Origin of the sequence: Desulfotruncus arcticus DSM 17038 (assembly GCF_900113335.1) — a bacterium.
In the GTDB taxonomy this organism is placed as follows: Bacteria; Bacillota; Desulfotomaculia; order Desulfotomaculales; family Desulfallaceae; genus Desulfotruncus; species Desulfotruncus arcticus.
Genome location: NZ_FOOX01000025.1, coordinates 39,867 through 60,384 on the forward strand (window position 1 = coordinate 39,867; position 20,518 = coordinate 60,384).

At 42.8% G+C, this 20,518-nt stretch carries 27 protein-coding genes and 1 pseudogene; 4 read left to right on the top strand and 24 right to left on the bottom strand.

The genetic code is table 11. The annotated features are described in order from the left end of the window. Nucleotides 1-62: 62 nt before the first annotated feature. The 21 genes from BM056_RS23700 to BM056_RS23805 all read right to left on the bottom strand — a co-directional run bounded on the left by BM056_RS23700 (nt 63) and on the right by BM056_RS23805 (nt 16,993). Entirely contained in the window at nt 63-494 is a 432-nt protein-coding gene (locus tag BM056_RS23700; protein WP_092475430.1) for a PIN domain-containing protein, read from the bottom strand. Next, complete coding sequence (locus BM056_RS23705; protein ID WP_238456641.1) at nt 475-756, bottom strand: AbrB/MazE/SpoVT family DNA-binding domain-containing protein; 282 nt, start codon at nt 754-756, stop codon at nt 475-477. The genes BM056_RS23700 and BM056_RS23705 overlap by 20 nt, the downstream gene beginning before the upstream one ends. Before the next feature lie 116 nt (nt 757-872). Continuing rightward, nucleotides 873-1,403 carry a prepilin peptidase gene (locus BM056_RS23710; protein ID WP_092475432.1) on the bottom strand — a complete coding sequence of 177 codons (531 nt, stop codon included), beginning with the start codon at nt 1,401-1,403 and terminating at the stop codon, nt 873-875. 210 nt (nt 1,404-1,613) lie between these two features. Continuing rightward, nucleotides 1,614-1,943, bottom strand: a complete 330-nt coding sequence (locus tag BM056_RS23720; protein ID WP_092475436.1) for a DUF192 domain-containing protein — start codon at nt 1,941-1,943, stop codon at nt 1,614-1,616. Nucleotides 1,944-2,015: 72 nt separating this feature from the next. Next, on the bottom strand, nt 2,016-2,174 hold the full coding sequence (locus tag BM056_RS23725) for a Flp family type IVb pilin (protein ID WP_435050982.1): 159 nt from the start codon (nt 2,172-2,174) through the stop codon (nt 2,016-2,018). Between the two features lie 82 nt (nt 2,175-2,256). Continuing rightward, on the bottom strand, nt 2,257-3,081 hold the full coding sequence (locus BM056_RS23730) for a type II secretion system F family protein (RefSeq protein WP_092475440.1): 825 nt from the start codon (nt 3,079-3,081) through the stop codon (nt 2,257-2,259). 17 nt (nt 3,082-3,098) lie between these two features. Continuing rightward, nucleotides 3,099-3,941 (bottom strand): type II secretion system F family protein, encoded by an 843-nt coding sequence (locus tag BM056_RS23735; RefSeq protein WP_092475442.1) that lies wholly within the window; start codon nt 3,939-3,941, stop codon nt 3,099-3,101. After that, entirely contained in the window at nt 3,938-5,281 is a 1,344-nt protein-coding gene (locus BM056_RS23740) for a TadA family conjugal transfer-associated ATPase (RefSeq protein WP_092475444.1), read from the bottom strand. Before BM056_RS23740 ends, BM056_RS23735 begins: the two co-directional genes overlap by 4 nt. Before the next feature lie 11 nt (nt 5,282-5,292). Then, on the bottom strand, nt 5,293-6,183 hold the full coding sequence (locus tag BM056_RS23745; RefSeq protein WP_092475446.1) for a CpaE/TadZ family protein: 891 nt from the start codon (nt 6,181-6,183) through the stop codon (nt 5,293-5,295). Continuing rightward, nucleotides 6,180-6,833 carry a CpaB family protein gene (locus BM056_RS23750; protein ID WP_092475449.1) on the bottom strand — a complete coding sequence of 218 codons (654 nt, stop codon included), beginning with the start codon at nt 6,831-6,833 and terminating at the stop codon, nt 6,180-6,182. The genes BM056_RS23745 and BM056_RS23750 overlap by 4 nt, the downstream gene beginning before the upstream one ends. A gap of 19 nt (nt 6,834-6,852) precedes the next feature. Then, complete coding sequence (locus BM056_RS23755; protein ID WP_092475451.1) at nt 6,853-8,880, bottom strand: hypothetical protein; 2,028 nt, start codon at nt 8,878-8,880, stop codon at nt 6,853-6,855. Further along, on the bottom strand, nt 8,881-10,602 hold the full coding sequence (locus BM056_RS23760) for a peptidoglycan DD-metalloendopeptidase family protein (protein ID WP_092475454.1): 1,722 nt from the start codon (nt 10,600-10,602) through the stop codon (nt 8,881-8,883). Between the two features lie 57 nt (nt 10,603-10,659). Further along, nucleotides 10,660-11,619: a hypothetical protein gene (locus tag BM056_RS23765; RefSeq protein WP_092475457.1), complete on the bottom strand. Its 960-nt coding sequence runs from the start codon at nt 11,617-11,619 to the stop codon at nt 10,660-10,662. After that, entirely contained in the window at nt 11,619-12,623 is a 1,005-nt protein-coding gene (locus tag BM056_RS23770) for a pilin (RefSeq protein WP_092475465.1), read from the bottom strand. The genes BM056_RS23765 and BM056_RS23770 overlap by 1 nt, the downstream gene beginning before the upstream one ends. 5 nt (nt 12,624-12,628) lie before the next feature. Then, nucleotides 12,629-14,449 (bottom strand): VirB4 family type IV secretion system protein, encoded by a 1,821-nt coding sequence (locus BM056_RS23775; protein WP_238456642.1) that lies wholly within the window; start codon nt 14,447-14,449, stop codon nt 12,629-12,631. Nucleotides 14,450-14,507: 58 nt separating this feature from the next. After that, nucleotides 14,508-15,275: a hypothetical protein gene (locus tag BM056_RS23780; RefSeq protein WP_092475467.1), complete on the bottom strand. Its 768-nt coding sequence runs from the start codon at nt 15,273-15,275 to the stop codon at nt 14,508-14,510. A 4-nt stretch (nt 15,276-15,279) separates the two neighbouring features. Beyond that, nucleotides 15,280-15,606, bottom strand: a complete 327-nt coding sequence (locus tag BM056_RS23785; RefSeq protein ID WP_092475469.1) for a PrgI family mobile element protein — start codon at nt 15,604-15,606, stop codon at nt 15,280-15,282. After that, nucleotides 15,606-15,965 (bottom strand): hypothetical protein, encoded by a 360-nt coding sequence (locus BM056_RS23790; RefSeq protein ID WP_092475476.1) that lies wholly within the window; start codon nt 15,963-15,965, stop codon nt 15,606-15,608. The genes BM056_RS23785 and BM056_RS23790 overlap by 1 nt, the downstream gene beginning before the upstream one ends. A gap of 16 nt (nt 15,966-15,981) precedes the next feature. After that, nucleotides 15,982-16,356, bottom strand: a complete 375-nt coding sequence (locus BM056_RS23795) for a hypothetical protein (protein ID WP_092475478.1) — start codon at nt 16,354-16,356, stop codon at nt 15,982-15,984. Between the two features lies 1 nt (nt 16,357). Then, a complete protein-coding gene (locus BM056_RS23800) occupies nt 16,358-16,594 on the bottom strand; it encodes a DUF5683 domain-containing protein (protein WP_092475480.1) in 237 nt (78 codons plus the stop codon). Between the two features lie 78 nt (nt 16,595-16,672). Further along, nucleotides 16,673-16,993 (bottom strand): hypothetical protein, encoded by a 321-nt coding sequence (locus tag BM056_RS23805; RefSeq protein WP_092475487.1) that lies wholly within the window; start codon nt 16,991-16,993, stop codon nt 16,673-16,675. A gap of 144 nt (nt 16,994-17,137) precedes the next feature. Between BM056_RS23805 and BM056_RS23810 the strand changes: the two genes are divergently transcribed. Together BM056_RS23810 and BM056_RS23815 are read left to right on the top strand one after the other, a co-directional pair. Then, complete coding sequence (locus BM056_RS23810; RefSeq protein ID WP_092475498.1) at nt 17,138-17,353, top strand: hypothetical protein; 216 nt, start codon at nt 17,138-17,140, stop codon at nt 17,351-17,353. Then, entirely contained in the window at nt 17,353-17,661 is a 309-nt protein-coding gene (locus BM056_RS23815) for a spore coat protein (protein ID WP_092475501.1), read from the top strand. Before BM056_RS23810 ends, BM056_RS23815 begins: the two co-directional genes overlap by 1 nt. Before the next feature lie 88 nt (nt 17,662-17,749). On the opposite strand, the gene BM056_RS23820 is transcribed toward BM056_RS23815, so the two are convergent. Together BM056_RS23820 and BM056_RS23825 are read right to left on the bottom strand one after the other, a co-directional pair. Then, a complete protein-coding gene (locus BM056_RS23820; protein WP_092475503.1) occupies nt 17,750-18,034 on the bottom strand; it encodes a hypothetical protein in 285 nt (94 codons plus the stop codon). A 49-nt stretch (nt 18,035-18,083) separates the two neighbouring features. Beyond that, nucleotides 18,084-18,227 (bottom strand): annotated as a pseudogene (locus tag BM056_RS23825) (tyrosine-type recombinase/integrase); the annotation flags it as partial. Nucleotides 18,228-18,398: 171 nt separating this feature from the next. Between BM056_RS23825 and BM056_RS23830 the strand changes: the two are divergent. Both BM056_RS23830 and BM056_RS23835 read left to right on the top strand, forming a co-directional pair. Further along, nucleotides 18,399-19,583, top strand: a complete 1,185-nt coding sequence (locus tag BM056_RS23830; protein WP_238456644.1) for a tyrosine-type recombinase/integrase — start codon at nt 18,399-18,401, stop codon at nt 19,581-19,583. Between the two features lie 52 nt (nt 19,584-19,635). Continuing rightward, nucleotides 19,636-19,839: a hypothetical protein gene (locus tag BM056_RS23835; protein WP_092475505.1), complete on the top strand. Its 204-nt coding sequence runs from the start codon at nt 19,636-19,638 to the stop codon at nt 19,837-19,839. A gap of 272 nt (nt 19,840-20,111) precedes the next feature. Here the strand turns inward: BM056_RS23835 and BM056_RS23840 are convergent. Then, nucleotides 20,112-20,518: integrase core domain-containing protein (locus tag BM056_RS23840; RefSeq protein WP_131820838.1), on the bottom strand; the 407-nt coding region annotated here is incomplete at its 5' end.

Genomic DNA, 20,518 nt, shown 5'->3' on the forward strand with positions numbered 1-20,518 from the left:
CTCCTTGTTTTAGTCTTTAATACTTAGACACCCGAACATATGTTTTTGTTCCATATTTTTCTTTAAAAGTAAGGCAACGTTTGCAAAAATTCACCAGGCGAACTAATCTTAAATCCAATTTGATCTTCCATGTTCACTTTTAAAAAATGTTTGTCCAGGCTTAAAAGCCAGTCAACTTCACCAGTTATAGCCGCTGCCAAAATGGGCGCATCTTTGTCGTTAATTAATTTTTGGGCTTGCTCGATGTCTTCTTCGGTTGGATCTATTAATTTAAACGGTAGTCTTTTAAACAGCGTATATACATGCGGCATACCACTTGGAAGTTTCTTTTGCACATTGCGAAATACTTCGGTAACAACGTTTTCACAAATACACGGTGCTATTATTTTTAATTCAGCCAGTACCAAGACTTCATGGGAACCGCCCTTATTTGATGCCAGCCCCGCTATAATCACACTACTGTCAAAGAAGACCTTAGTCTGTTTTATATTCATGATCGCCTTCCCTCAAATCCCGAAGCAATTTCTCCAAATCTACATTATCCTTTAACATTTCTTTTTGAAAGTTATCGGCGAGCTCTTTTACAACCAACCTTTCAGGTGTTGCAATGATGGCTTTACCGACCTGAAATATCTCCAGATAAGTATTTTCCTTAATATCTAATTTTTCCCTTATTTCAACCGGTATTGTTAGCTGCCCTTTTCCCCACACCCGTACTTTTTTAGATTTAACGGGTTCCATGTTATTAATTGACATACGTCTTTCCGCCTTTCCGAGATTCCGACTTTTTTATATTATACAACGGAAAGGAAAAAAATTCAAGCTTTGCCTCAAAAATTACCACCTTCTCTCAAAAATATTTTTCATTTTGATTAGTAAAAATAATATTGGTATACAGCAACCAATACGCACATAGGTCCTAGCAGGTATCCAAAAGCTACTGGTTTTGCACTTGGTAATTTTGCCGTGGCCATATAAAGGACCGAAACCGGGCTGCCTGTAGCTCTCCAAATTTTAACCCCGTGGATTACAAGCAGTAGTATACTCGCCAATACGGTACCTGCCAGAACTGGAATATGGCCGATAAATAACGCCAGGGCAACCGACAGTTTAACGTCACCGCCGCCAATCGGTTCTTCATCTCCCGGCAGGGGTATACCCCCGAGCATTACGGTGAGCTTGGCCAAGGTGTTTTTTGCCGCGTAAATAAAAAAATAGAAGGCGAACACAATACCGCCGCTTAATAGTAGGTCATACCTTTGTTGCACCACAGCCAATGCTACGCCCAGTAAGAGAAAAGGGAAAACATGTTTATTATAGATTAGCTCATCTTTCAGGTCGGTATATGAAGCCATTGTTGCAAGCACACCTGCTAATACCAGGTTGAAAATTGACAGATCCATTCTACTACCCCCCTTTCATAGAAAATAAAGCAAATAACCGCAATCAGAATTGCGGCTATAATACTTGACTTAACATAGGGCATTCCGAAGTCCAACATGTAGTATCGTATTAATCTGAAAAAACTTCCAAATAATAATGCTAAGAGCAAGGCTAATCCAATCAGGAATAGGTTATTTTCAATCAAATCGAAAAACCCGAAAAAATATGTTCTAATCACTGCGCAACACCTCTACAAGTTCACCCGGTTTTATCCCGAAGTTTGCAGGAAGCTCTATGACGTACTTTGCTTTTATTGCTGCCGCAAACCTAAAAGGGGCCATATTCCTTACAACCTTAACAACTTCATTGTTTTTGCCGATAAAAAGCACATCAATGTTAAACCGCATGAAACAGGTGTGTATGGAATTACACGGTTTTATGACCATGGCCTGTCCCTGTTCCATGCATGTTTTACCTAAAAGCCCTTTTAGACGTGTAAAAAGGTTGTCGGCCATGAATACCTGATCCGCTATTAGCCTTTTGCCAATATAGATTTTCATTGCAACACCTCCCCTAAAAATAAAAGCCCCCTACCATCAATTATTAGTGGTAGAGGGCTTTTGCTGCACAAATTAATCAAGTGCTTCGTTTACATCTCCAAATTTATCATTAATGCGATTCCCTATAAGAGTTAAAGCTCCAATTACTACAACCGCGATTAAGGCAATAATTAGCCCGTATTCGGCCATCCCCTGCCCCTTTTCGTCATGGTGCAACTTTTTAAGTGACATTAACATGTGCCCCACCTCCTTCCTTTGGCATCAAGTTTATTTATAATAAATCCCTGACCTAACGCCAGGGAAGGCTTTAGGCTTAACCAAAAGCAAACCAAAGGTGCCACATTACCGGGAAAAGCAAGAAGCAGATCAGCGGACCAAGGAAAAACACAATCATTGGCAGCAATAACTTTATAACCAGCTCACCGGCTACCTGTTGGGCTTTATGGCGTTTTTGCAACCTGATTTTATCTGCCTGGTGTTTAACCATTTCAGGTAATTTTTCGCCGCCGTAACGTATGGCCTGATTGATTTTCCTCACCAATCCGGACAGTTCAGGTACCCCACACCTTGCTGCCAGTTTATTAAAAGCCACCGCTTTACTGTCACCGGTTACGATATCAGAAAGTGTTTTATTAATTTCTTTGGTCAATTCACCTTTCATTGATGACGCGACTTCTTCAGCAGCCATCAATAAATCGGCACCGCTTTCCATGGCCGAGGATAGAAGATCACAAAAATCAGGTACGTCCGCTCTTATTGCCTTAACCCGTTGCTCCGCTTTTTTATTGATCCAAATACGGGGTAGAAAATAAAGAAAAATAGTAGGCAATATAACCCAATAAATATCAATCAGACCAGCCAGCATAAAGGGCAGAAATACTGCCAATAACAGTACCGGTAAGGCTATTTGCAGTCCAACCAGATACTCCGGTTCCATGTTATCGAGGTCAGCCTGAACAATTCGTTGTTTGAGTAAACTTTTAGTAAGTTCATTGCTAAAACGGTTACCTGTTCTTAACAGTATTTCTTCTGAATTTCCTTTTAACTTCATACCGCCAGGCAGGTTAAATCTACGACCGGCCACACCAACCAGAACAGATGTTGCAGCTAAAGTGGCGGTCATCATGGCTGTATCCAAACAATTTCACCCCCAAGCTATATATTTTTCCCCAGGGCAGAGACGACCATCTTTTCAATAAAAATGTTTCCGATAATTATCCAGCTGGTTAATATAATAAAAACCACACCGCCTTCAAAGGTATTGAACAGCGGTGCGGTAAAAGCCGGCGCTATAGTCCTTGCGGCCCCCAGAACTAAAAAAGGCAGCGCGGTTAGAAGTTTTACCGAGAACATGTTCTGTGCTATTGAGGCTTTTATCTGCCGTCTAAAGCTGTCCTCATCTTCATATGATTCAAGTGCCGACCGGCAGATTTCTCCCATATTACAACCGGTCCTGCTGTACAGGTTCATAGCAATGGAAAGCACCCTTAGCTCTTCCCAGCCGGACTCTTTACGTACAGCTTCAATAGCCTGCGCTAGCGTATCTCCTGAACGTGTATGCCTAAGTATTTCATAAAATATATCTTTAGCCGGCCGGGGCATCTCCGGTACCGCATCTTCGATTGCCTGGTATGGATTTAGCCCGCCGTATAGCGCTGATTCTATTTGCCCCAACACTTCGGCAAATTGTTCTTGCAGTAGTTCTTTTCTTTCCCGCTCTTTCTTGTTGTGATACCATTTCAGCACCAAAAAGCCGCCGGCCAGAGCGATTGACGTGAAAATAAGATTTCCCGTTATCGCATACGTTACACCGGAACTTAGCACACTTCCGGCCAAGGTAATGATTAAATCATTGGATGATTTTTTTAATGCCTTGGTTTCCAGCCGCTGGTCTTTAACCCGCACAGATTTAGATTTGTTGCTGATTATTTTAGGGCCTAATAAAAGATAGATGACCGCCAATCCTGCGGCCATCGCAGTGAGGTAAGTGATAATCATGTTTTCCAGCCCCCTTGTTCCACCAGCCTTTCACAACGATGAAACTTCTCAGCCACAAATTCGAAGGCGTCTTTTTGAGGGTTATATCTCCATACCGGATTAAGATTCACATTTAATATACCTTCGTTATTTTTTTTAACTCCAACCACTTCGCAAATATGATCCAGTCGGCGCCGGCCGTTTTTATCCTTTTTAACGTGTACAAACAGGTCTACGGCATCGGCAATTTGTTCGATAATTGCCTCGTAGGGCAGCTCCATTCCGGCCATCTGGACCATATTCACAAACCTTGAACGGCAGTGCCAGGCCGAGTTTGCGTGACCTGTGGTTATAGATCCTTCATGGCCGGTGTTCATTGCCTGGAGCATGTCGAAAGTTTCACCGGCACGGCACTCGCCAATTATTATTCTTTTCGGGGCCATACGCAGTGAGGATTGAACCAGTCTTCTCTGAGTGTATTCGGTTTGCGAATTGGCTTCCATGGGCCTAACGTTGGGATGCTGTAATTGCAGCTCTGCCGGTTCCTCAATGGTGATTATGCTTTCGTTGGCCGGGATGAACGAGGCCAAACAATTTAAAACCGTAGTTTTTCCCGAGCTGGTGCCACCACTGATCACAATGTTCAGCCTGCTAATTATTGCTGCCTTTAAGAAGTCCAATACTTCCTCAGAAACAGCTTTTCTTTTAAGCAGGTTTTCAACTGTCATATCCATTCGAAACCTTCTGATTGTAATCATGGTGCCCTTAACCGCTATGGGCGGGATTTGCGCTATAAGTCGCGAGCCGTCAAACAGCCTAGCGTTCACTTCCGGATTATTTAAGTCAACCTTTCTTCCAGTAGGCGCAATCATTCGTTCCAAAACATCCCTGATGTGCTGCTCGTCTCTGAAATGTACACCTTCGGCCGCATTTTCAATACCGTTCTTTTCAATATATACAATATCCCTACTGGCCTTTATCTCAGTCACTTCCGGGTCATAAAAATATGGTTCTATCGGGCCAAAACCCAAAAGGTCATTACCAAGTTCTTCAACCAGTGTTTGTGCCGCATAATCCCCCAGTGGTATAGAGAGGTCAAGCAAAGCTCTCATGACAATGCTTTTTAACTGTGACCTTACTTGTGGATCACGGCTTTTTGATCGGTCCTCCGGTCTAAGTCGCTTACTGAGCTGTTCCTGCACATGGCCCCTGATATTTAAAAATTGCTGATGGGTCATGCCCGGAATATTTTCAGCTGCTATAATCAGTTCTTCATCTGCTGATTTAAGTAATTCATCATTGACCACAAAACCTAAACAATTTTTTGCGAGGCTTTCAATTAACGCTACGTCTATTCCCATGTTTGCACCACCTAACTAATTAATTCACTAACCAGTTCATTTATTGCCTGGCTGAACTGGTCCTTGGGCTTTGAATGGCAGATTAGCTTTCTTCTGTTGTTTTCTTCGTTAACGTTTACGGAATAAGGCAACACTGCTGCTATGCCGATATCAAGCTCTTTGTTATTAAGCAGGTCGGCTGATCGTATCCCCCCGGGTATTGCCGATTGATTTAAAACGGTTATATACCTTTCACCACAACCCAGCCGGTTGGCGTATGACTTGTTTTCCGGATAGTGGTCGATACTCGTTCGGTCGGGCTTTAAAATGCTTAACACGATATCTGATACTATTGCCGCTGTCCAGGTGTTATTGGCTTGACCGAGGGGTGGGCAATCCAGCACGATTACGTCAAAATTGTTTTTTAATATGGTGAGTGTTTTAAAGATAAGATCCGGGCTTACTTTTTTTATATGGTCATAGTGAATGACTCCCGGGACCAGCACAACGCCTGACGTATGAGAATACATTGCCATGGCCATGTCTCTTACCCCCTGGACATCCTCCCAGTCAAGTATGTTAATCAGGCATTCACTGGCTAATAATCCGAAACGGCTCCTGACGGAACCATACCCGTCCAAATCAACCAAAGCTACTTTTTCAGGATTCCCTTTTGCCAAGCTGGCGGCAATGTTCGCTGCCACTGTAGTTGCTCCATCTCCGTGTTTAGCGCATTGAACGGTGATAATTGTACCTTCGCCCTGTATAGCCTTCGGGCTAATAGGTATGTTATATAAACTTGTAACGTTTTCTTCAACGTTTTCCTCTTGGCTGTTCGATTGATCGCTGCTTTTCCAGATTATCGTGCTTTCTTCATCTTGCTTATTTTTATTTCTCTTGAAAAGTTTACTAATACTAATCATTTTTTCACCTCTGGCGATAGCAGGGTAATTGAAAACTTTTTACCTTTTACGATACCATTGTTTACGTTTTCAGCTTCTTTAGGCTGTATCGCTACAACATAGGCCCCTTCTACATCCACGGGGCCACTTGCATCTTTATTCCCGCCCGGGACTTTAAGGATTATTGCGCCCTGCGCCACTTTAGTGGTTGTTGTGGCCGCTTTGCCTTGATCGATAAAATCAACTTCACCGTAAATATCTACCTTATCTCCTACCGCAACTCCACTTAGTCCGGTTGCGGTACCGGAAGGTAAATCAACGGCTTCTCTACCCGGAGCGAGGGTATTTAACAAAGCCACAAGACTGCCTGTGTTATCCTTTACATGCTGCAGTCTTATAATGTCGTCCTGCAGTACCGGCCCTTCAAACACCGTTTTCCCTATAACCTGGTTTTTGTCAAAAACAGCATCGTCAGGTACGGCAATTTTCGGGTATTTTTCAATTTTAATATTCTGATTCGTGATGACCGTTCCGATGGGCAGTTTTTCCCTTGCCGTAGTAACCGGTACTGTGGGAGCGTTAAGATTTATCATGTAAAGAACGCCGTAGCCGGCCGCAGCGGCTAATATTATGGCCAGAATGATATGCATATATTTTTTAATAAGGTTCATTTTTACACATTACTCCTTTTCATTTAATCCAATGTAATTCAGCTTTATCGGTTATCTTTAATGACATAACCAGGGCGTCAGCGGGGTTATTGCGAATCGTTACTTTAGGCTTAATTCCTTCGGGTATGGCCGGTGGAGCTCCCCTTAAATCAATGCCTGTAATTACGTTTTTCTTACCTTCTTGTAAGGCTTTTAGCCAGTGTATAGTAGTTTTGGTTTCAACCGGGTCACCACCGGGCACGATTACCAATAATACTGACCATCCATGAAAGGCAGCTTTTTGGGCAGAATTTATGTCATCTGCAAAATCTATAACCGTATAAGTTGCTTTTTTACGAACAGACTTGACCAGTGCCCATAGTTCTTCATCATAATTACTTTTTAAATTTTTCACCGGGTCTACGGCATAAATTTCTATATTGTCCTTTTCCACCGGTGCTTGCGAGCCGGGCACCCTCCAGTCGGACATAATAAGTTCTTCATCTGATATATCAAGCCACATTGAACCTGTGCTTAAGCTTGACGCTCCGATATATGCAACTATTGAATCATTAATGTCTGCCAACATCTTTACCGCTTGAGCGCATAGGCGACCGGCCAGGCCCGGTCGCCAGGGTGATACAACAGCAAATAAACCTCCTGGTATTATTGCGTTCGAATGACTAATTTCAACTGCATCGTCCTCTTTGTCTACGTTGCTATCGTCTAATGAAATACCTTCTCTTAAATTTGCCTTACCCTTGTGTTTCTTTTTGTGTTTGATCTTTAGTTGATCGTTATTATCTTCCTCTTGGGAACTTGTCTTTAAGATGCCGCCTAACCTGCTTACACCTTTTTTAAATACGCTAAGGTTATCTATGACATCTTTTTTATCTTGGTCTGTATCTTTATCGTTATTTTGTGCATTAATATCCGTCTCGTTAAGTTCTTTTACAATGTTATGGACATGAAAAACAAGTTCCTCTCCGGAAATAAATCCGCCTTCCTGACAGGTAAGGATGTGCCTTACTCCTGATGATTCAACTTGTTTCACAATCCTTTTACCCTCATCGTCAAGTTCACCAGCAATATATAAAACCGCCGGTACTTCTTTAACGGACCATTCTGCAAGTTGCTCAGACTCGGGAATACCGCCCATGGGTCCGTTTCGCATTAGAATAAGGATGTCCGGTTTATTATCATAGATATGTTGTTTTATTTCGTCATGACTTATTGATTCGATTATCTTAATATTAACTAATCGTGAGAATGTGGTAGTAAACCACTTATGCAGATCCTCGCTGTTGATTGCCAGGGATAAGGTTATTGTTCCTGTTCTTTTTCTAGATACAGGTTTGCCGTTAGACTTTGTATTACCGTTCTGAATCGGTACCGGCACTTCTTCTATTACCGGTAGTTTTTTATTATCCGATATTTTTTTTAAGCTGGAAAGCATTCCTGTTATATTTCCGACTTGCTTTGCTATTGCTGATTGTTTATTTTTATTGTTATTTTGTCTAATATCGGTACCGTCACCAGTGTCATTTTGAACTGAATAAATATCATTATCAACATCTTCAGTTGATACGTTGTCTTCTTCAACAATCTGGGCAGGTTTTTTATTATGTTCAGAATTTAGATTATCACTGTTCATACCCTGTAAATCTATGGACATCTCGGCGAAAGACTTTGCAACATCGCCTAAATTACCGGGATTTTTTAGCCTGTCAATAACATCTTTCGGGCTAACTTTATCGTACACAAAGTCATAAATTCCATAGGGTACCAAAGCTTTAACCAGTTCAAGTGTTTGGGGTAAAAAAGGGGAGCCAGGTAAAACTATAACCCTAATTCCCTTTTCCCTGACTGACCGGATAAGGGCTATTAGATCATTTTCACCGCTTAAAGCAGGTGATATTACCAACGTATCTATACCGGATTCATTTATCACCTTGTGTAAAACACTGCGATGAAAACATTGACCATAAGCTTCTATATCATTTTCCGGCATTAATCTTAAAAGGTGCTCGTCTAACTTTTCTATGCCGGTGGCCACAAGTACTTTCAATCAATTTTCCTCCTTCCCCCGCAGCACCAACATGGGGTCTATCCAACCTTCTTTTGCCAGATCCCATATACCCAGGTGTAAGTGTGGTCCATCCGATAGGCCAGTACTACCTACTTCACCAATTTTCATACTGGGTTCTACGGATTGCGAGTCGGCCACGGAGATTTTCGATAGGTGCGCGTAAAGATATCTATGCCTGCCGTCCTGTATAACTACTGTTAGACCATAGTCTGACATATTACCTGTGTGCGTTACCACTCCTGAAGATACAGATACAACTGTTTGTCCCATTGGGGCGGGAATATCAATCCCATCGTGATCCCTCCACGTATTTAAGATTGAGTGCAACCTTGGCCCGAACGGTGAGGATATTTCATAGTAGCCCGGGACAGGCCAAATAGCGGAATCCATAAACCGGAAGTTATCCGCGTATTCCCAGATGGGAGTTGCGTATTCCTCCCTGCATCTTTCTGTAGCGTCGCTACCCCTAAAGCCGCCGTAAAACGTTAAGACGGCTAGTGTTTGTTCCTTCCACTCACCGTCCCAATCGATGTTTTTTAGCCCAAGTTCCCTTAACATATAAGCTCCACATAATATTTGCGCTCGCGGATTTTCCCTGTCTACTATCGGGTCAAATCCCAATAATACTGAGTAGTGGTTCCAGTTTGAAGGTGTGAGTTGCATTAAGCCGTAACAATGTGTGCCGGTGTTTTCCGCCCGGGGGTTAAAGGAGCTTTCCTTGAATGCCACTGCAGCCAGGAACCACCACGGTATCCCGAATCTTTCTTCGGCTTCTTTAAAATATGGGATTAATTCAGGCGGTATCATTGCGATAGAAACAAAATCACCAATGTCTTTATTTTTAATTAGCCAGCGCAGCCACTCTTTTCCCTCGTTAAATCCCTGACCAGCCTCCCATACCGCTGTACGTGCCAGCGGTACATCATCGACCTTATTTAGTTTATATTCATTTACCAGCCAGTCCTCCAGACGCTGCCACTTATTGGGTAACAATTGATGGGTATCTTTGAGTTCCTCCTTTGTTATTGTCACCTTGTTTTCACCGCTGCCATGTGTTTCTGTCACCCATTTGTAGTGAAACTGATAATGTCCCTCAATGGTGAAGGCCTCTACCAGGAGGTATTGTATACTTTTTTCAGTTTCGCTGTTTCCGTCTGTGTAAACATAAGATTGCTTATAATAAAAGTATGGGTGCAACCCTTTGGTAATCTCTTCTTTATGGGTTATTTCCTCTTGACCGAAGTTATAAGCCCTGTAGAGGGCTGCTGCATGCACCTGGCCCCATTTAAGAGCCAGCGCTTTGTCGGAGCCGTAAGGATCAGGCAGAACGGTAAATTTTCTTATCCCCTGGCCCGGGTAAAAAGAGTCATCCGGACTTGCTTCGTACTTTTCACCTCCTGGTTCACAAGGGGCATCATTAATCAACCAGGCGTCCTCAAGGTTATATCGATCACACAATGCCTCATACTCCTGTTTTACCTTTTTATCCTCATCCGAAGGGTTTACCCCGCCAAGTGCGCCGGCCTCCGGCATGGCCGAGTATACTGAAGCTACCAACATAGCAAGGATCATAAAAATGAGGATAACAATAATTAAATAAGGCAAAAACGGTTTTATAGCTTTAAAAAGAAGACGTTTAAATAAATGCGCGATTTTTTTTGCCCCTTGCATGGTTTCTTTTTCAATCCTGTCTGCGTTCACTGTCTCACCCCTAAAAAAACAGAACTCCGGCTATTCAGTGCCGGAGTTCTGAGTTAACTAATTATTTTTCTTTATTCCGTTAATGTTCGGAGTCATTGCCCTTCCAGTCATCGACGCCCCCATTGACGCGGCCCTGCTACCCATGGGTGACATGGCCAGCGCCATGGCTACCTGTGTGGTGGCAGCCACATTGTTTTGTGAGCCTGTGATATCACGCATCGACTGCAAAAATCCCTGGCCGTTTGCTTTACGTGCCCTGATTTCACCGGCCAGGTTATAGGCTGTTGAGGTAACCCCTCCCATTGCTTTACCGGTGGCGGCGTATATGCCGGCTACCGCCGGAGCCGCCTCGGGCACGGCGAATGATGAGGCAGCCCCAAATTTAGCTGCATTGCCAGCGGCTTTGTTTCCCGCCTTACCGGAAATATTGATAATATCGTTCAGGTTACGCTGACCCATCGGCGGTGGTGTCGCAGCACCACCCTGCTCGAATGGCTGTGCACTGTTGCTAATACCTTCCTTTGGTGAAACACCCGCCGCAGTTGCCTGATTAGATACCCCACCGCCAACCTGATTGAATAACTGTCCTTGCATGCCATTACCGTTGTTATTTTGACCGGTTGTATCGGTTGTGAAAGTGTTATAACCTGATTCATTAAAACCGGACATATTTGTGGTTTGGCCTGACATGCCGGGTGAATTTGCATTAAAATTGGACAGGCCCGGCCCTACCGGAGGTACCGGTGGGTTTGGCGGAGTTATACCAACTCCACCTGTCGGTGGTGGCATGTTGTTGCCTCCCCCGAAAGCACCACCTGTAAGACCGCCAAGCATACCGCCTTTTTTCATTAAACCAAAGGTAGCCCCAATTGCACCGAGCCCGATCATAGCCCATCTGTCTTCATCAACGGTCCCAACCCGGGCCACAAGATTCATGAATATAGAGCTTAGCATTTTACTTACCGGGATAACCGTTAATAACATAAAAAATACTTCCCATACCGTTATCTTTTCCATTAACCTACCCCCCATGAGCCGGACAGAAGGATAGCCAAAAAAGACGCTATAGCAACACAAAGCCCCAGGATACCCAGACCGATTAATGCCTTAATTAACCCCTCTTTTGCCTCCGCTCTATCCTTTTCCGCCCGTGCCGTGATAATTCTAATACCCATGATTATCATAACAGCTACACAAATAGACCCGGCGAAACCTGCGAGGAATACACCGATTTGTATAAATCCACTTGAAAACCATTCAGTATCAATTACTCCACCAAGCGATTTTCCTGTGCCGGTAGCCACGCTCATAAATATCCCCAGTGAAAGTGCATGCGTTGTCTGCATGAATATAGTTTGGATAATTTCACCCACCCATATTTCCAGCACCTGGCGGTTAGCGGTTATGGCCCAAGCCCATGCAATGATCGGCGTTGCCACCAGGTTAGCTGTGATAACCCAGCGGCGGATGGTATATACAGCGTTGAAGTAAACGTCGAAACCTACCATCGAACCGTTTATGGTAACGTTTGCTATAGGGTTGCCCGTATCTACGCTGGATAGCAGTGAACTGCCAAATATATTAGTCTGGCCATTAAATATCAGTTCATCCAGGCTTTTAAGACCGAATATCTTATTGAACATATTAATAATTGAGTTGAACGGGGCAGCTATGATATTTTCAAACATGCCCACAGCCTGGTCCATCAGAGTTTCTTCAATTTCCGGCTTGTCCGCAAAATGATTAAGCAACTGGCCGAATAACCACACAAAACCATCGTTTATATCAGATAATAGGGATATAAAAACAGGCGCAAGAACGATAAGTACCATTGTTAAAACAGCACGCTGTACATCCTCTATAAACGAGGCCCTGACACCGGGGTTAAGCGCCGAATTCATATAACTGTACCCTGATTTAACAATACTAACAAGAAGAAAGCCCCCGCCGACAGAGGTAAGGACCACGTACCAGAATATTATGATCGACCACTGGCCATCCGTAAATATCGAAGGATGCATAATCGTTACCTCGCCAGAACTGCTTCGGGGTCAGATTTTAAGAAGTATTCCTCGAAGTGAAAACCTTTAAAACTAACAATCGCGCTTTCAAGGCCGGCCCTTAAAATGCCCTGACCGGGTTGAAAGGTTTCAATTCTGTTTATTACGCCCTGGGGCAGTTTAAATATCTCACCAAGTTCCCGGGCATCGTTGTGCTGCATCTTAAGGAAAAACTTTGTATCACACTGCGCCATTAGCACCTGACCTTCCTCCGTGGTAAACTCCCTGAAACTTTGGGATGCGACCATAGTTGATGTGTTGTATTTAGCCCCACGCCGCGTCAGATCGGACAAAAATTTTGCGGTGTCTTTATGGCGCATCATGAGCCAGGCTTCGTCAACCACTACCATCTTGCGTTTCTTGGATTTCTTCACAAACTTTTCCCATACCCAAGACAGCATTACGTACATGGCATACGTACGCTGAAACTCAGTTTTTAGGCTGGATACGTCGAAAACTACAAGATTGTTATCATAGAACGAGCCGATGCTTTGACCATCGAAGAAACCCATACCACCGCCCCTGCAAAAAGGCTGCATTATGTTGGCTAAGCGCGTGGCACCCATATTTCCCAGGCGTTTCACATAACTTGTTATGGTGGGCATTTCCTTATATGATTGGCCTACATAGACGCCTTCCTCCACCACCCTGCCTCCGGGAAGATAGATGCTTTCCTCGTCCTCAGTAATTTCCTTGGAAAGATACTCATCCCGGACAGCTTTCCCCGCCAATGCTCTTTCCTCGGCGGTTATCTTTTCTCCAGTCTGGGCCTCTATGATGGAGGAAATTAGTTGACATATATCCTCTGATTTACCGGCAATATCTACATACCGCCTGCCTGTTTCTTCATCTTCGTCCGGCTCAATATCAAATATATTGAACATGGGTTCCATGTTTGGCTTGAATTTAACCAATACCCCGCCCAGGGATTTAACCAATTTCCGGTACTCTCCCTCGGGATCTATGATTACCACTGAAATACCATGGGCCATAGACCTTGAGGTGATACCTTTGACCGTGTAACTCTTTCCGGTTCTGGTGGCACCAGTGATAAACATGTGCATACCGAAAAGCCTTGGAGGACCTATAAAAAGGTCTAGTAATGCCGGACTGCCCGTCTCATTTTTACCAAAGTATATACCTGAAGGGTGAGTAAAGTCGCTGGAAAGCAGTGGTGAAAGACACGCCGCGTTAGCTACTGTTACATCGTGCACTTCCTTTAGGTCGGCCCGTAAAAAAGGGAGGGTATTAGTAAACCCTTCCAACTGGCGGTCGTACATGGTTATCACGCCGGTAGCGCCAAGTATATCTTTAACCTGATTACACTTGTGAACCATCTGTTCATATGTGGGTGCCGTGACCTGTACGGTTACAGTAGCAGCCACGAGGTTGTTTCTGCGCAAATTGATGTCGGTTAATAACTGATAATAGAATGCGTACTTGGTTTCCAGTTTACCTATTTCGGTAGTCTCGCCGCGTTTCCTGGCTAGATGTAAGTCAGAGCCGACTACGGTCATGTTTCTGGCAACCTGATTATTGGCCTCTTTTTGGGTATACGGATACAGAGTCACAGAAACAGTTACTCCAGCCATAGAAGTTACGGCGTTGAACCAGCCGAAACATAGCAACTCCGGTAGTATTTCCACCACCAGCAACCGGCAGTACATGTCGTCTATCCTGATATGATCCTCATACTCCTTAACCCGATCCGGCGCGAAAAGCTGAGATAATGTCGGGACCCGTGCCGGGGCAATATCCTCTTTGTCTTTTTTATCTTTTTTAAACAAGATAAATTTGATAGTAATCACCTCCATTAAAAATACCCGGGTGTTAACCCGGGCATTTTTAAGCCACTTCGATATCAATTTTCTCTATTTCCCTTATATTAAACTTTACCGGTGCAAGACCGCCAAGGGCTATCATGTCCGAGGGTCTGGAAAGCTTTTCAGGGAGAATCATCTGTTGAATTGCGTCCACAACTTCCTCAGTTAATTCAAGCGGAGTTAATATAATTCCAACTCTGGAACGAAAAGATTCATGTAATAATGCCATCTTCTCCTTAATACGTTCCACAGGATTATCCTCTTCTGTACCGTCGTCCGAGATAACCAACCAGGATACCTGTGTCATAGCCTGACGGTTTCTTTTCATTTCCTCCAGCTCCGCTGCATATAGGTTGTTATATCTTACCTGTAATTCGTTATTAAAATTTGTGTTTGTCGACCGAATTTCTCTGGCAATAGCATCGGTGTCCGTCACTACAGTGCTGGTTATGTACTGCACTGGATATTTAATTTGGTTCTGGATACCGATAAGTGCTTCTTCCCTGGTATCCTGCTCGCCATCCGAGAGTACCGAAAAATTGGTGCCTCCAATGCGGGCAAGCCCCATGTATTTACCGTCCACATAAAAGATACCGGGGTGCACAAATTCAACTTCAAAGAGTTCATCAATATGCCTTCCGGTCGGAATTGACTGTTTTTTATTGGTTTTTATAGTAACGGGGTTATTTTTACTTTCTGGTCCGGTAGGTGCGCGATTTAAAAACAGCAGCATAACCAGAGCTGCTATCATTACAAAAATGATAAATATTACAACAACAGCAATAAGCAATTATTTAATCCTCCCGTCTAAAGTTTAAATATGTGTGCGGTCTGTACTTGTACTTAAGTTTTTTTATTAAATGCCTGTCTAGTGTTTCATATCGATCATCTTCCTTTACCCTTTTCCGGGCAAGGTAAAAAGATAGTCCCACAAATGGAATCATTACCGGTAGGCAAAGTATCAAGTACTGCAGTTTAGCGCCTATGGGCACAAAGATTATTAGAGCTATAACCAGACCGACTATGATACCGGCACCAATCCAGAGCATTTCTCTGACGTATAAACCGAATATGAACGGTGTTTCTTCTCGGGCCGAAAAAGGAACCGGGTAATACTTCATTATACCGACGCTCCTTTAATCAGGAAGGCAGCAAAGCCTACAATCATAACTGCCAGGCCGGTAACGCCTAAACCGATAAATACGTACATAATGTGTTCTTTGGTATCAGAACGGGATCTCTCGTTCCCAGTTTTTAATTTGAAGCCCAAGTAAATCAGCATACCCGCAGCCACAGCTCCTGATAATGCCCCGACACCCACCGCGATTAAAATAAACTTATCAGCCAGACTTTTGGCGTCAACCTGATCAAGACCGGCTGTAATATCCGGGTTTTCAGCCGCTAGCGAAATACCCGGGTAAAGAAAATAACTGAATATCATTACACAAAATAACGTTATTATTAAGTTTTTACTTACCATTTTAATTACCTCCCCATTATACCGTTTTTAAAAATTCAACAAGCCCTATAATTTCCGGAGCCCAAAGAATTAGCAACATAGCAATAATCGCCCATAAAATCGCAGCACGTGCCGATTTTATTAGGATACCAAGTATGCCACCGATTACTATTATTAGCAGCGTTAGATATGGCGATATCTCAACAGCTGAATTATGAATACTTATCACAATTCTCTTAACTTTATCTACTGCCTGCTCCGGCGTGACTGTGGGTATACCGGTATCTATGGCCGGAATATCCGCTGCAAGTTGTAGTTCTCCAGATTGTACGCAGTAGCCCGGAATGGTTGATGTTAGTGATAAAAATATAAATACTGTTACAAGGACTATCATTACCGGACCCATTTTCATCCTAGTCCACCCGCTTTGCTTGTTTGTTTATGCTATTGGCTGTTTTATAGGCGTCGTAAATACCGTATAGCCAAATAGCCGGAAGCAAGATAAAACCGATAAGGATTGTTGTTAAAAAACCGCTTATTATTGCTCCGCCAAACAGCAGTAACCCTTTTCCTATCTGGCCGTTATATATTTGGCCGAGACCGCAGATGAGGAAACTTAATACTGCTGCAACACCTGGATTTTTTTGCATTTAACCAACTCCTTTGTTTTTATAAAGGCTCTTGGAGGCCCCTTAATAAAACAAAAACCGGGCAGCTGCCCGGCATGTTTAATTGCTCAATAGTGTTAATTTACTTAAATCCATAAAACAACACTCCTTTGAAATATCTAACTGTTGCGTTTCATGGTTGGAATACGTAGTAACTGGAATCAGAGTAAAATGGTCAACAATCCAAGTTTTTTCAGCCATATAAAGTTGACCATCACAACGAGCAATTATCGGACGATTGTAATCAAAGGAGATGTCACCTTCGGGCCACTCATTCTTTGCCATCTGACCGCGTTTCAAAACCTCGTAGATTTCCAGCGCGTAGGGCTCGTCAATATTGATTAAAAAGTATTCCCGGCCCGGTTTCATGTGCTTAAGCATGTTTTTTCCGCCTTTACATTCTTTAGCTTCTTGGTTGTTATATGCACATTCCGATTTCAAACACAATGATAGATATAAAATTGAATTTTTTATTTAAAAAAAGGAAGAATACTAAACATATTTCAGAATTAGGGAGGTATTTTAATGAGCCGTATTGCAACTGCCGAAATGCTTCAGCTTCGCGAATTGTTACAGATGGAATCAAATTCCGTTGCTAAAGCAAAAGCAACACAATCATTAATTCAAGATGATGAGATGCTAACCTTGGCCAAATCTGGAATTCAGGCCAGTGAGGCCAGAATAAAAAATCTGCAAAAGTTTATAAGTGAAAATGATATTGTTGCAACGGAGGTGCACTAATGGCAAACATATTACAAAATATGCTTGGCAATGATGACGATTTTAAGATAAACGACCAAATCATTGCCAATGATACTTTGGCCGGTTTAAAAGGTGCGTCTATGGCTTATCTTGGTGCAACGCTGGAATCTGCAACTCCTGAAGTGAGAAGAATATACAGTGATTTTTTAACTCAGTGTATTCTTGCTCACGAAGGGATGACTGGACTGGCTATTAAGAAAGGTTGGTATAAGCCATACCTTTCACCAGAAGAACAGATAACGGAAACTTTTAAACAATCCCAATGGGTACTAAACGCAAATACTTAGGAACTAAGGTTTAACCTCCGGCTTAGTTATAGCCGGGGGCTTTTATTTATGATTTTGCTATTACACATAATTTAGCTTCCTGGTTGTACTACGAAAGCTCTAATGCTTGACCACATGTTGGACAATAATTTAAGTCATTGTCATCCCTGCATAGCTCTGTTTTACATATAGGGCATTTACAGAGCTCGGCAATTCTTTTATTGGGGATAACAGGATTAGGAGTTTGCTTTTCCATCGCAGCAACAGCTATTATAAAATACCCTTTTTGCTTGGTTAATTCAGTTTTCAGAGATTCGCTGCACTCTGCGCTGATTTCATCACTCTCTTTGATAGCATCCTTAAAATATTTAATTGCGGGAGTAAGCCCTTTCATGCTTAAATCCTCCTTCACATAATTTAGCTACCATGCAACATCGAATAATTTACTCCCACGCCAACTTTTCCACCGCTTGCTCCAGATCCTGAACTGATGGCCTGGTATACCTGGCCGTTGTATTGAGATTGCTGTGTCCCATCAAGGCAGCCACCCGGTCCAGACTTTCCCCGCTGTCCACAAGCATTTTGCCAAATGTGTGCCGCTAATGGGGCGCTCCCCATTAGCGGCATTATGTGGAGTCAAGTATTATGGGGAGTAAGCCATATTTCCCATTTGTTTATAAGTACTTTCACCTTGGAACACTCACCATAATACCGCATACTTATCCTATCTAAAAAAGAAAGGATGAGTATGCGGTATTATGGATGATTTACAACCCATTAGGGATGCAGTCGATGCTGTCCTGAGAATAATGGCAGAAAGAGAGTATGCTATTACTACTATCAAAAACCAACAAGGCGTCCTTAACACCCTTCTGAAATTCTTAGAGAGAAACCACTTTACTGAATTAAATGAAGAAGTTGCAATGACTTTTGTTAAAGAAAAAACAGGCGCTAGAATGAATGGATTCTGGGGACACTTTGACCCCAAAACGAACCGGGTCATGAAGCCAGTTCAGAACTTACTGTTTTATCTTAAAAACGGAGACCTGACTTTTTTCATTCGTTCCCATATACAGCCATTTATCTGTCCGTCAGCTTTTGAAAAGGAATATCGTTTTTTTCAGAAAGAGTACAAGGAACGAGGCTATGCAGATGCAACCATTATATGTAACAATAATATACTGCATAAGCTCCTTTATCATCTGGATAGGAAAGGAATATCTTCCTCTAAAGAGATTGCAGCTTCACAGATTACTGAATTTATAGCGCTTTACGCAAATTCTAAACCTAAGTATGTTTCCACTGTCTTGTATGTATTACGTAATTATTTTACCTTTCTGAAGGAAACGGGTTTTATAGAAGCAGACCTTGCCTCGTCGTTGCCACATGTAAGAATCCTACGGAATGCCTTCATACCACATTCATGGAAGACTGAAGATGTAAAAAAACTGCTTGCCGCCATTGACAGAGGGGCACCAAAAGGGAAACGGGATTATGCCATACTGCTGATGATTGTGCGGTTTGGCGTGAGGGTCAGTGATATACGAAGAATGAAGTTGTCCAGCTTGAACTGGAACCGAAAAACAATCACAATCATTATGCAGAAAACCAGACAGCCACTAGAGCTTCCACTTCTGGATGATATAGGTTGGGCAGTCATTGATTATCTGAAGAACGGCCGTCCGCAGACTGTATGTGACAGGTTATTCGTCCGGCACCGTGCACCGTTTGATGCGTTTGGTGAAAACGAAAGTTTTTATAAAGAACTGCACAGTTACATGGTAGCGGCCGGGATTGACATACCATCAGGTGTTCATTGCGGCATGCATTCATTAAGAAATACACTCGCCAGAAACATGCTTGAAGCAAAGGCTCCCCTGCCAGTCATTCCGAGACGCTGGGTCACCAAAACATCAATACGACCAGTATTTATCTTAAAATAGATATAGAAGGATTAAGGAAATGTGCCCTTGATCCAGAGGAGGTGTCCCAGCCATGAAAGACACCTATCAATGGCATAGTGAGATTTCCGATATGCTAGTAGCCTATTTAAAAGAGAAGCGGATAACGGAATTTAAATTTAATTTGCAAGAAAAATATCTCAAGAGATTTGATAATTACTATGACAGAAATGGTTACTCAGATATACGTCTCACCAAACAGATGACAGATGGTTTCGGAGGAACCCCCTATTATTAGAGTCTATATCCCATAATCTCTTGTTTTCATAGAATTACATAAAATAGTGCCGGGGTTTAAACTTTCCATGATGGACGGCGGCCGTGACAGCCCTAAGGGCTGTAGTGTGTGTTAGCTACCGATGGGCGGCTCCGAAAACATGCAAGGCTTAACCGTCCCATCGGGCTTAATATTATACCACAGCCCTCTTAATGGGGCTGTCAAGGCTACCCAAAGGCGCCTGGTGCTAAAACCTGGGGTACCTTCAGGGACTCACCAAAAACATGACTTTATTAAACCTTAACAATAAATGGTTTCACCTTGCCGGCTGCCAATTGTTCAATAAACTGTAAAGGTGATAAGTCATATAAACTGCTATGTAGGCGGCGCTGGTTGTAAAATTGCATATAATCACTAACTGTTTGATAAGCATGCTGATAACTGGTAAACTCATGCCTACTCAAACAATCCCTTTCCAAATTAGCGTGAAATGATTCAATATGAGCATTCTTATTTGGTGTCTTAGGCGGAATACGCTCATGTTCTACGCCATATTCTTCACAGGTTTCTTCAAAAATATGGCTTATAAACTGCGGACCGTTATCGGTCCTTATTGTTGGCTTTACTGGTGCTGAGATCAATTTACGTTTCCATAATACTCTTTGAATCAAATGGGCGGCATGTTTACCTTCACAGGATA

Bases quoted from the DNA above. Each gene is read 5' to 3' on its own strand.
- BM056_RS23700 (WP_092475430.1), bottom strand. From the start codon at position 494: ATGAATATAAAACAGACTAAGGTCTTCTTTGACAGTAGTGTGATTATA.
- BM056_RS23705 (WP_238456641.1), bottom strand. From the start codon at position 756: ATGTCAATTAATAACATGGAACCCGTTAAATCTAAAAAAGTACGGGTG.
- BM056_RS23710 (WP_092475432.1), bottom strand. From the start codon at position 1,403: ATGGATCTGTCAATTTTCAACCTGGTATTAGCAGGTGTGCTTGCAACA.
- BM056_RS23720 (WP_092475436.1), bottom strand. From the start codon at position 1,943: ATGAAAATCTATATTGGCAAAAGGCTAATAGCGGATCAGGTATTCATG.
- BM056_RS23725 (WP_435050982.1), bottom strand. From the start codon at position 2,174: ATGTCACTTAAAAAGTTGCACCATGACGAAAAGGGGCAGGGGATGGCC.
- BM056_RS23735 (WP_092475442.1), bottom strand. From the start codon at position 3,941: ATGATTATCACTTACCTCACTGCGATGGCCGCAGGATTGGCGGTCATC.
- BM056_RS23740 (WP_092475444.1), bottom strand. From the start codon at position 5,281: ATGGGAATAGACGTAGCGTTAATTGAAAGCCTCGCAAAAAATTGTTTA.
- BM056_RS23745 (WP_092475446.1), bottom strand. From the start codon at position 6,183: ATGATTAGTATTAGTAAACTTTTCAAGAGAAATAAAAATAAGCAAGAT.
- BM056_RS23750 (WP_092475449.1), bottom strand. From the start codon at position 6,833: ATGAACCTTATTAAAAAATATATGCATATCATTCTGGCCATAATATTA.
- BM056_RS23765 (WP_092475457.1), bottom strand. From the start codon at position 11,619: ATGGAAAAGATAACGGTATGGGAAGTATTTTTTATGTTATTAACGGTT.
- BM056_RS23770 (WP_092475465.1), bottom strand. From the start codon at position 12,623: ATGCATCCTTCGATATTTACGGATGGCCAGTGGTCGATCATAATATTC.
- BM056_RS23785 (WP_092475469.1), bottom strand. From the start codon at position 15,606: ATGAAGTATTACCCGGTTCCTTTTTCGGCCCGAGAAGAAACACCGTTC.
- BM056_RS23790 (WP_092475476.1), bottom strand. From the start codon at position 15,965: ATGGTAAGTAAAAACTTAATAATAACGTTATTTTGTGTAATGATATTC.
- BM056_RS23795 (WP_092475478.1), bottom strand. From the start codon at position 16,356: ATGAAAATGGGTCCGGTAATGATAGTCCTTGTAACAGTATTTATATTT.
- BM056_RS23800 (WP_092475480.1), bottom strand. From the start codon at position 16,594: ATGCAAAAAAATCCAGGTGTTGCAGCAGTATTAAGTTTCCTCATCTGC.
- BM056_RS23805 (WP_092475487.1), bottom strand. From the start codon at position 16,993: ATGCTTAAGCACATGAAACCGGGCCGGGAATACTTTTTAATCAATATT.
- BM056_RS23810 (WP_092475498.1), top strand. From the start codon at position 17,138: ATGAGCCGTATTGCAACTGCCGAAATGCTTCAGCTTCGCGAATTGTTA.
- BM056_RS23815 (WP_092475501.1), top strand. From the start codon at position 17,353: ATGGCAAACATATTACAAAATATGCTTGGCAATGATGACGATTTTAAG.
- BM056_RS23820 (WP_092475503.1), bottom strand. From the start codon at position 18,034: ATGAAAGGGCTTACTCCCGCAATTAAATATTTTAAGGATGCTATCAAA.
- BM056_RS23830 (WP_238456644.1), top strand. From the start codon at position 18,399: ATGGATGATTTACAACCCATTAGGGATGCAGTCGATGCTGTCCTGAGA.
- BM056_RS23835 (WP_092475505.1), top strand. From the start codon at position 19,636: ATGAAAGACACCTATCAATGGCATAGTGAGATTTCCGATATGCTAGTA.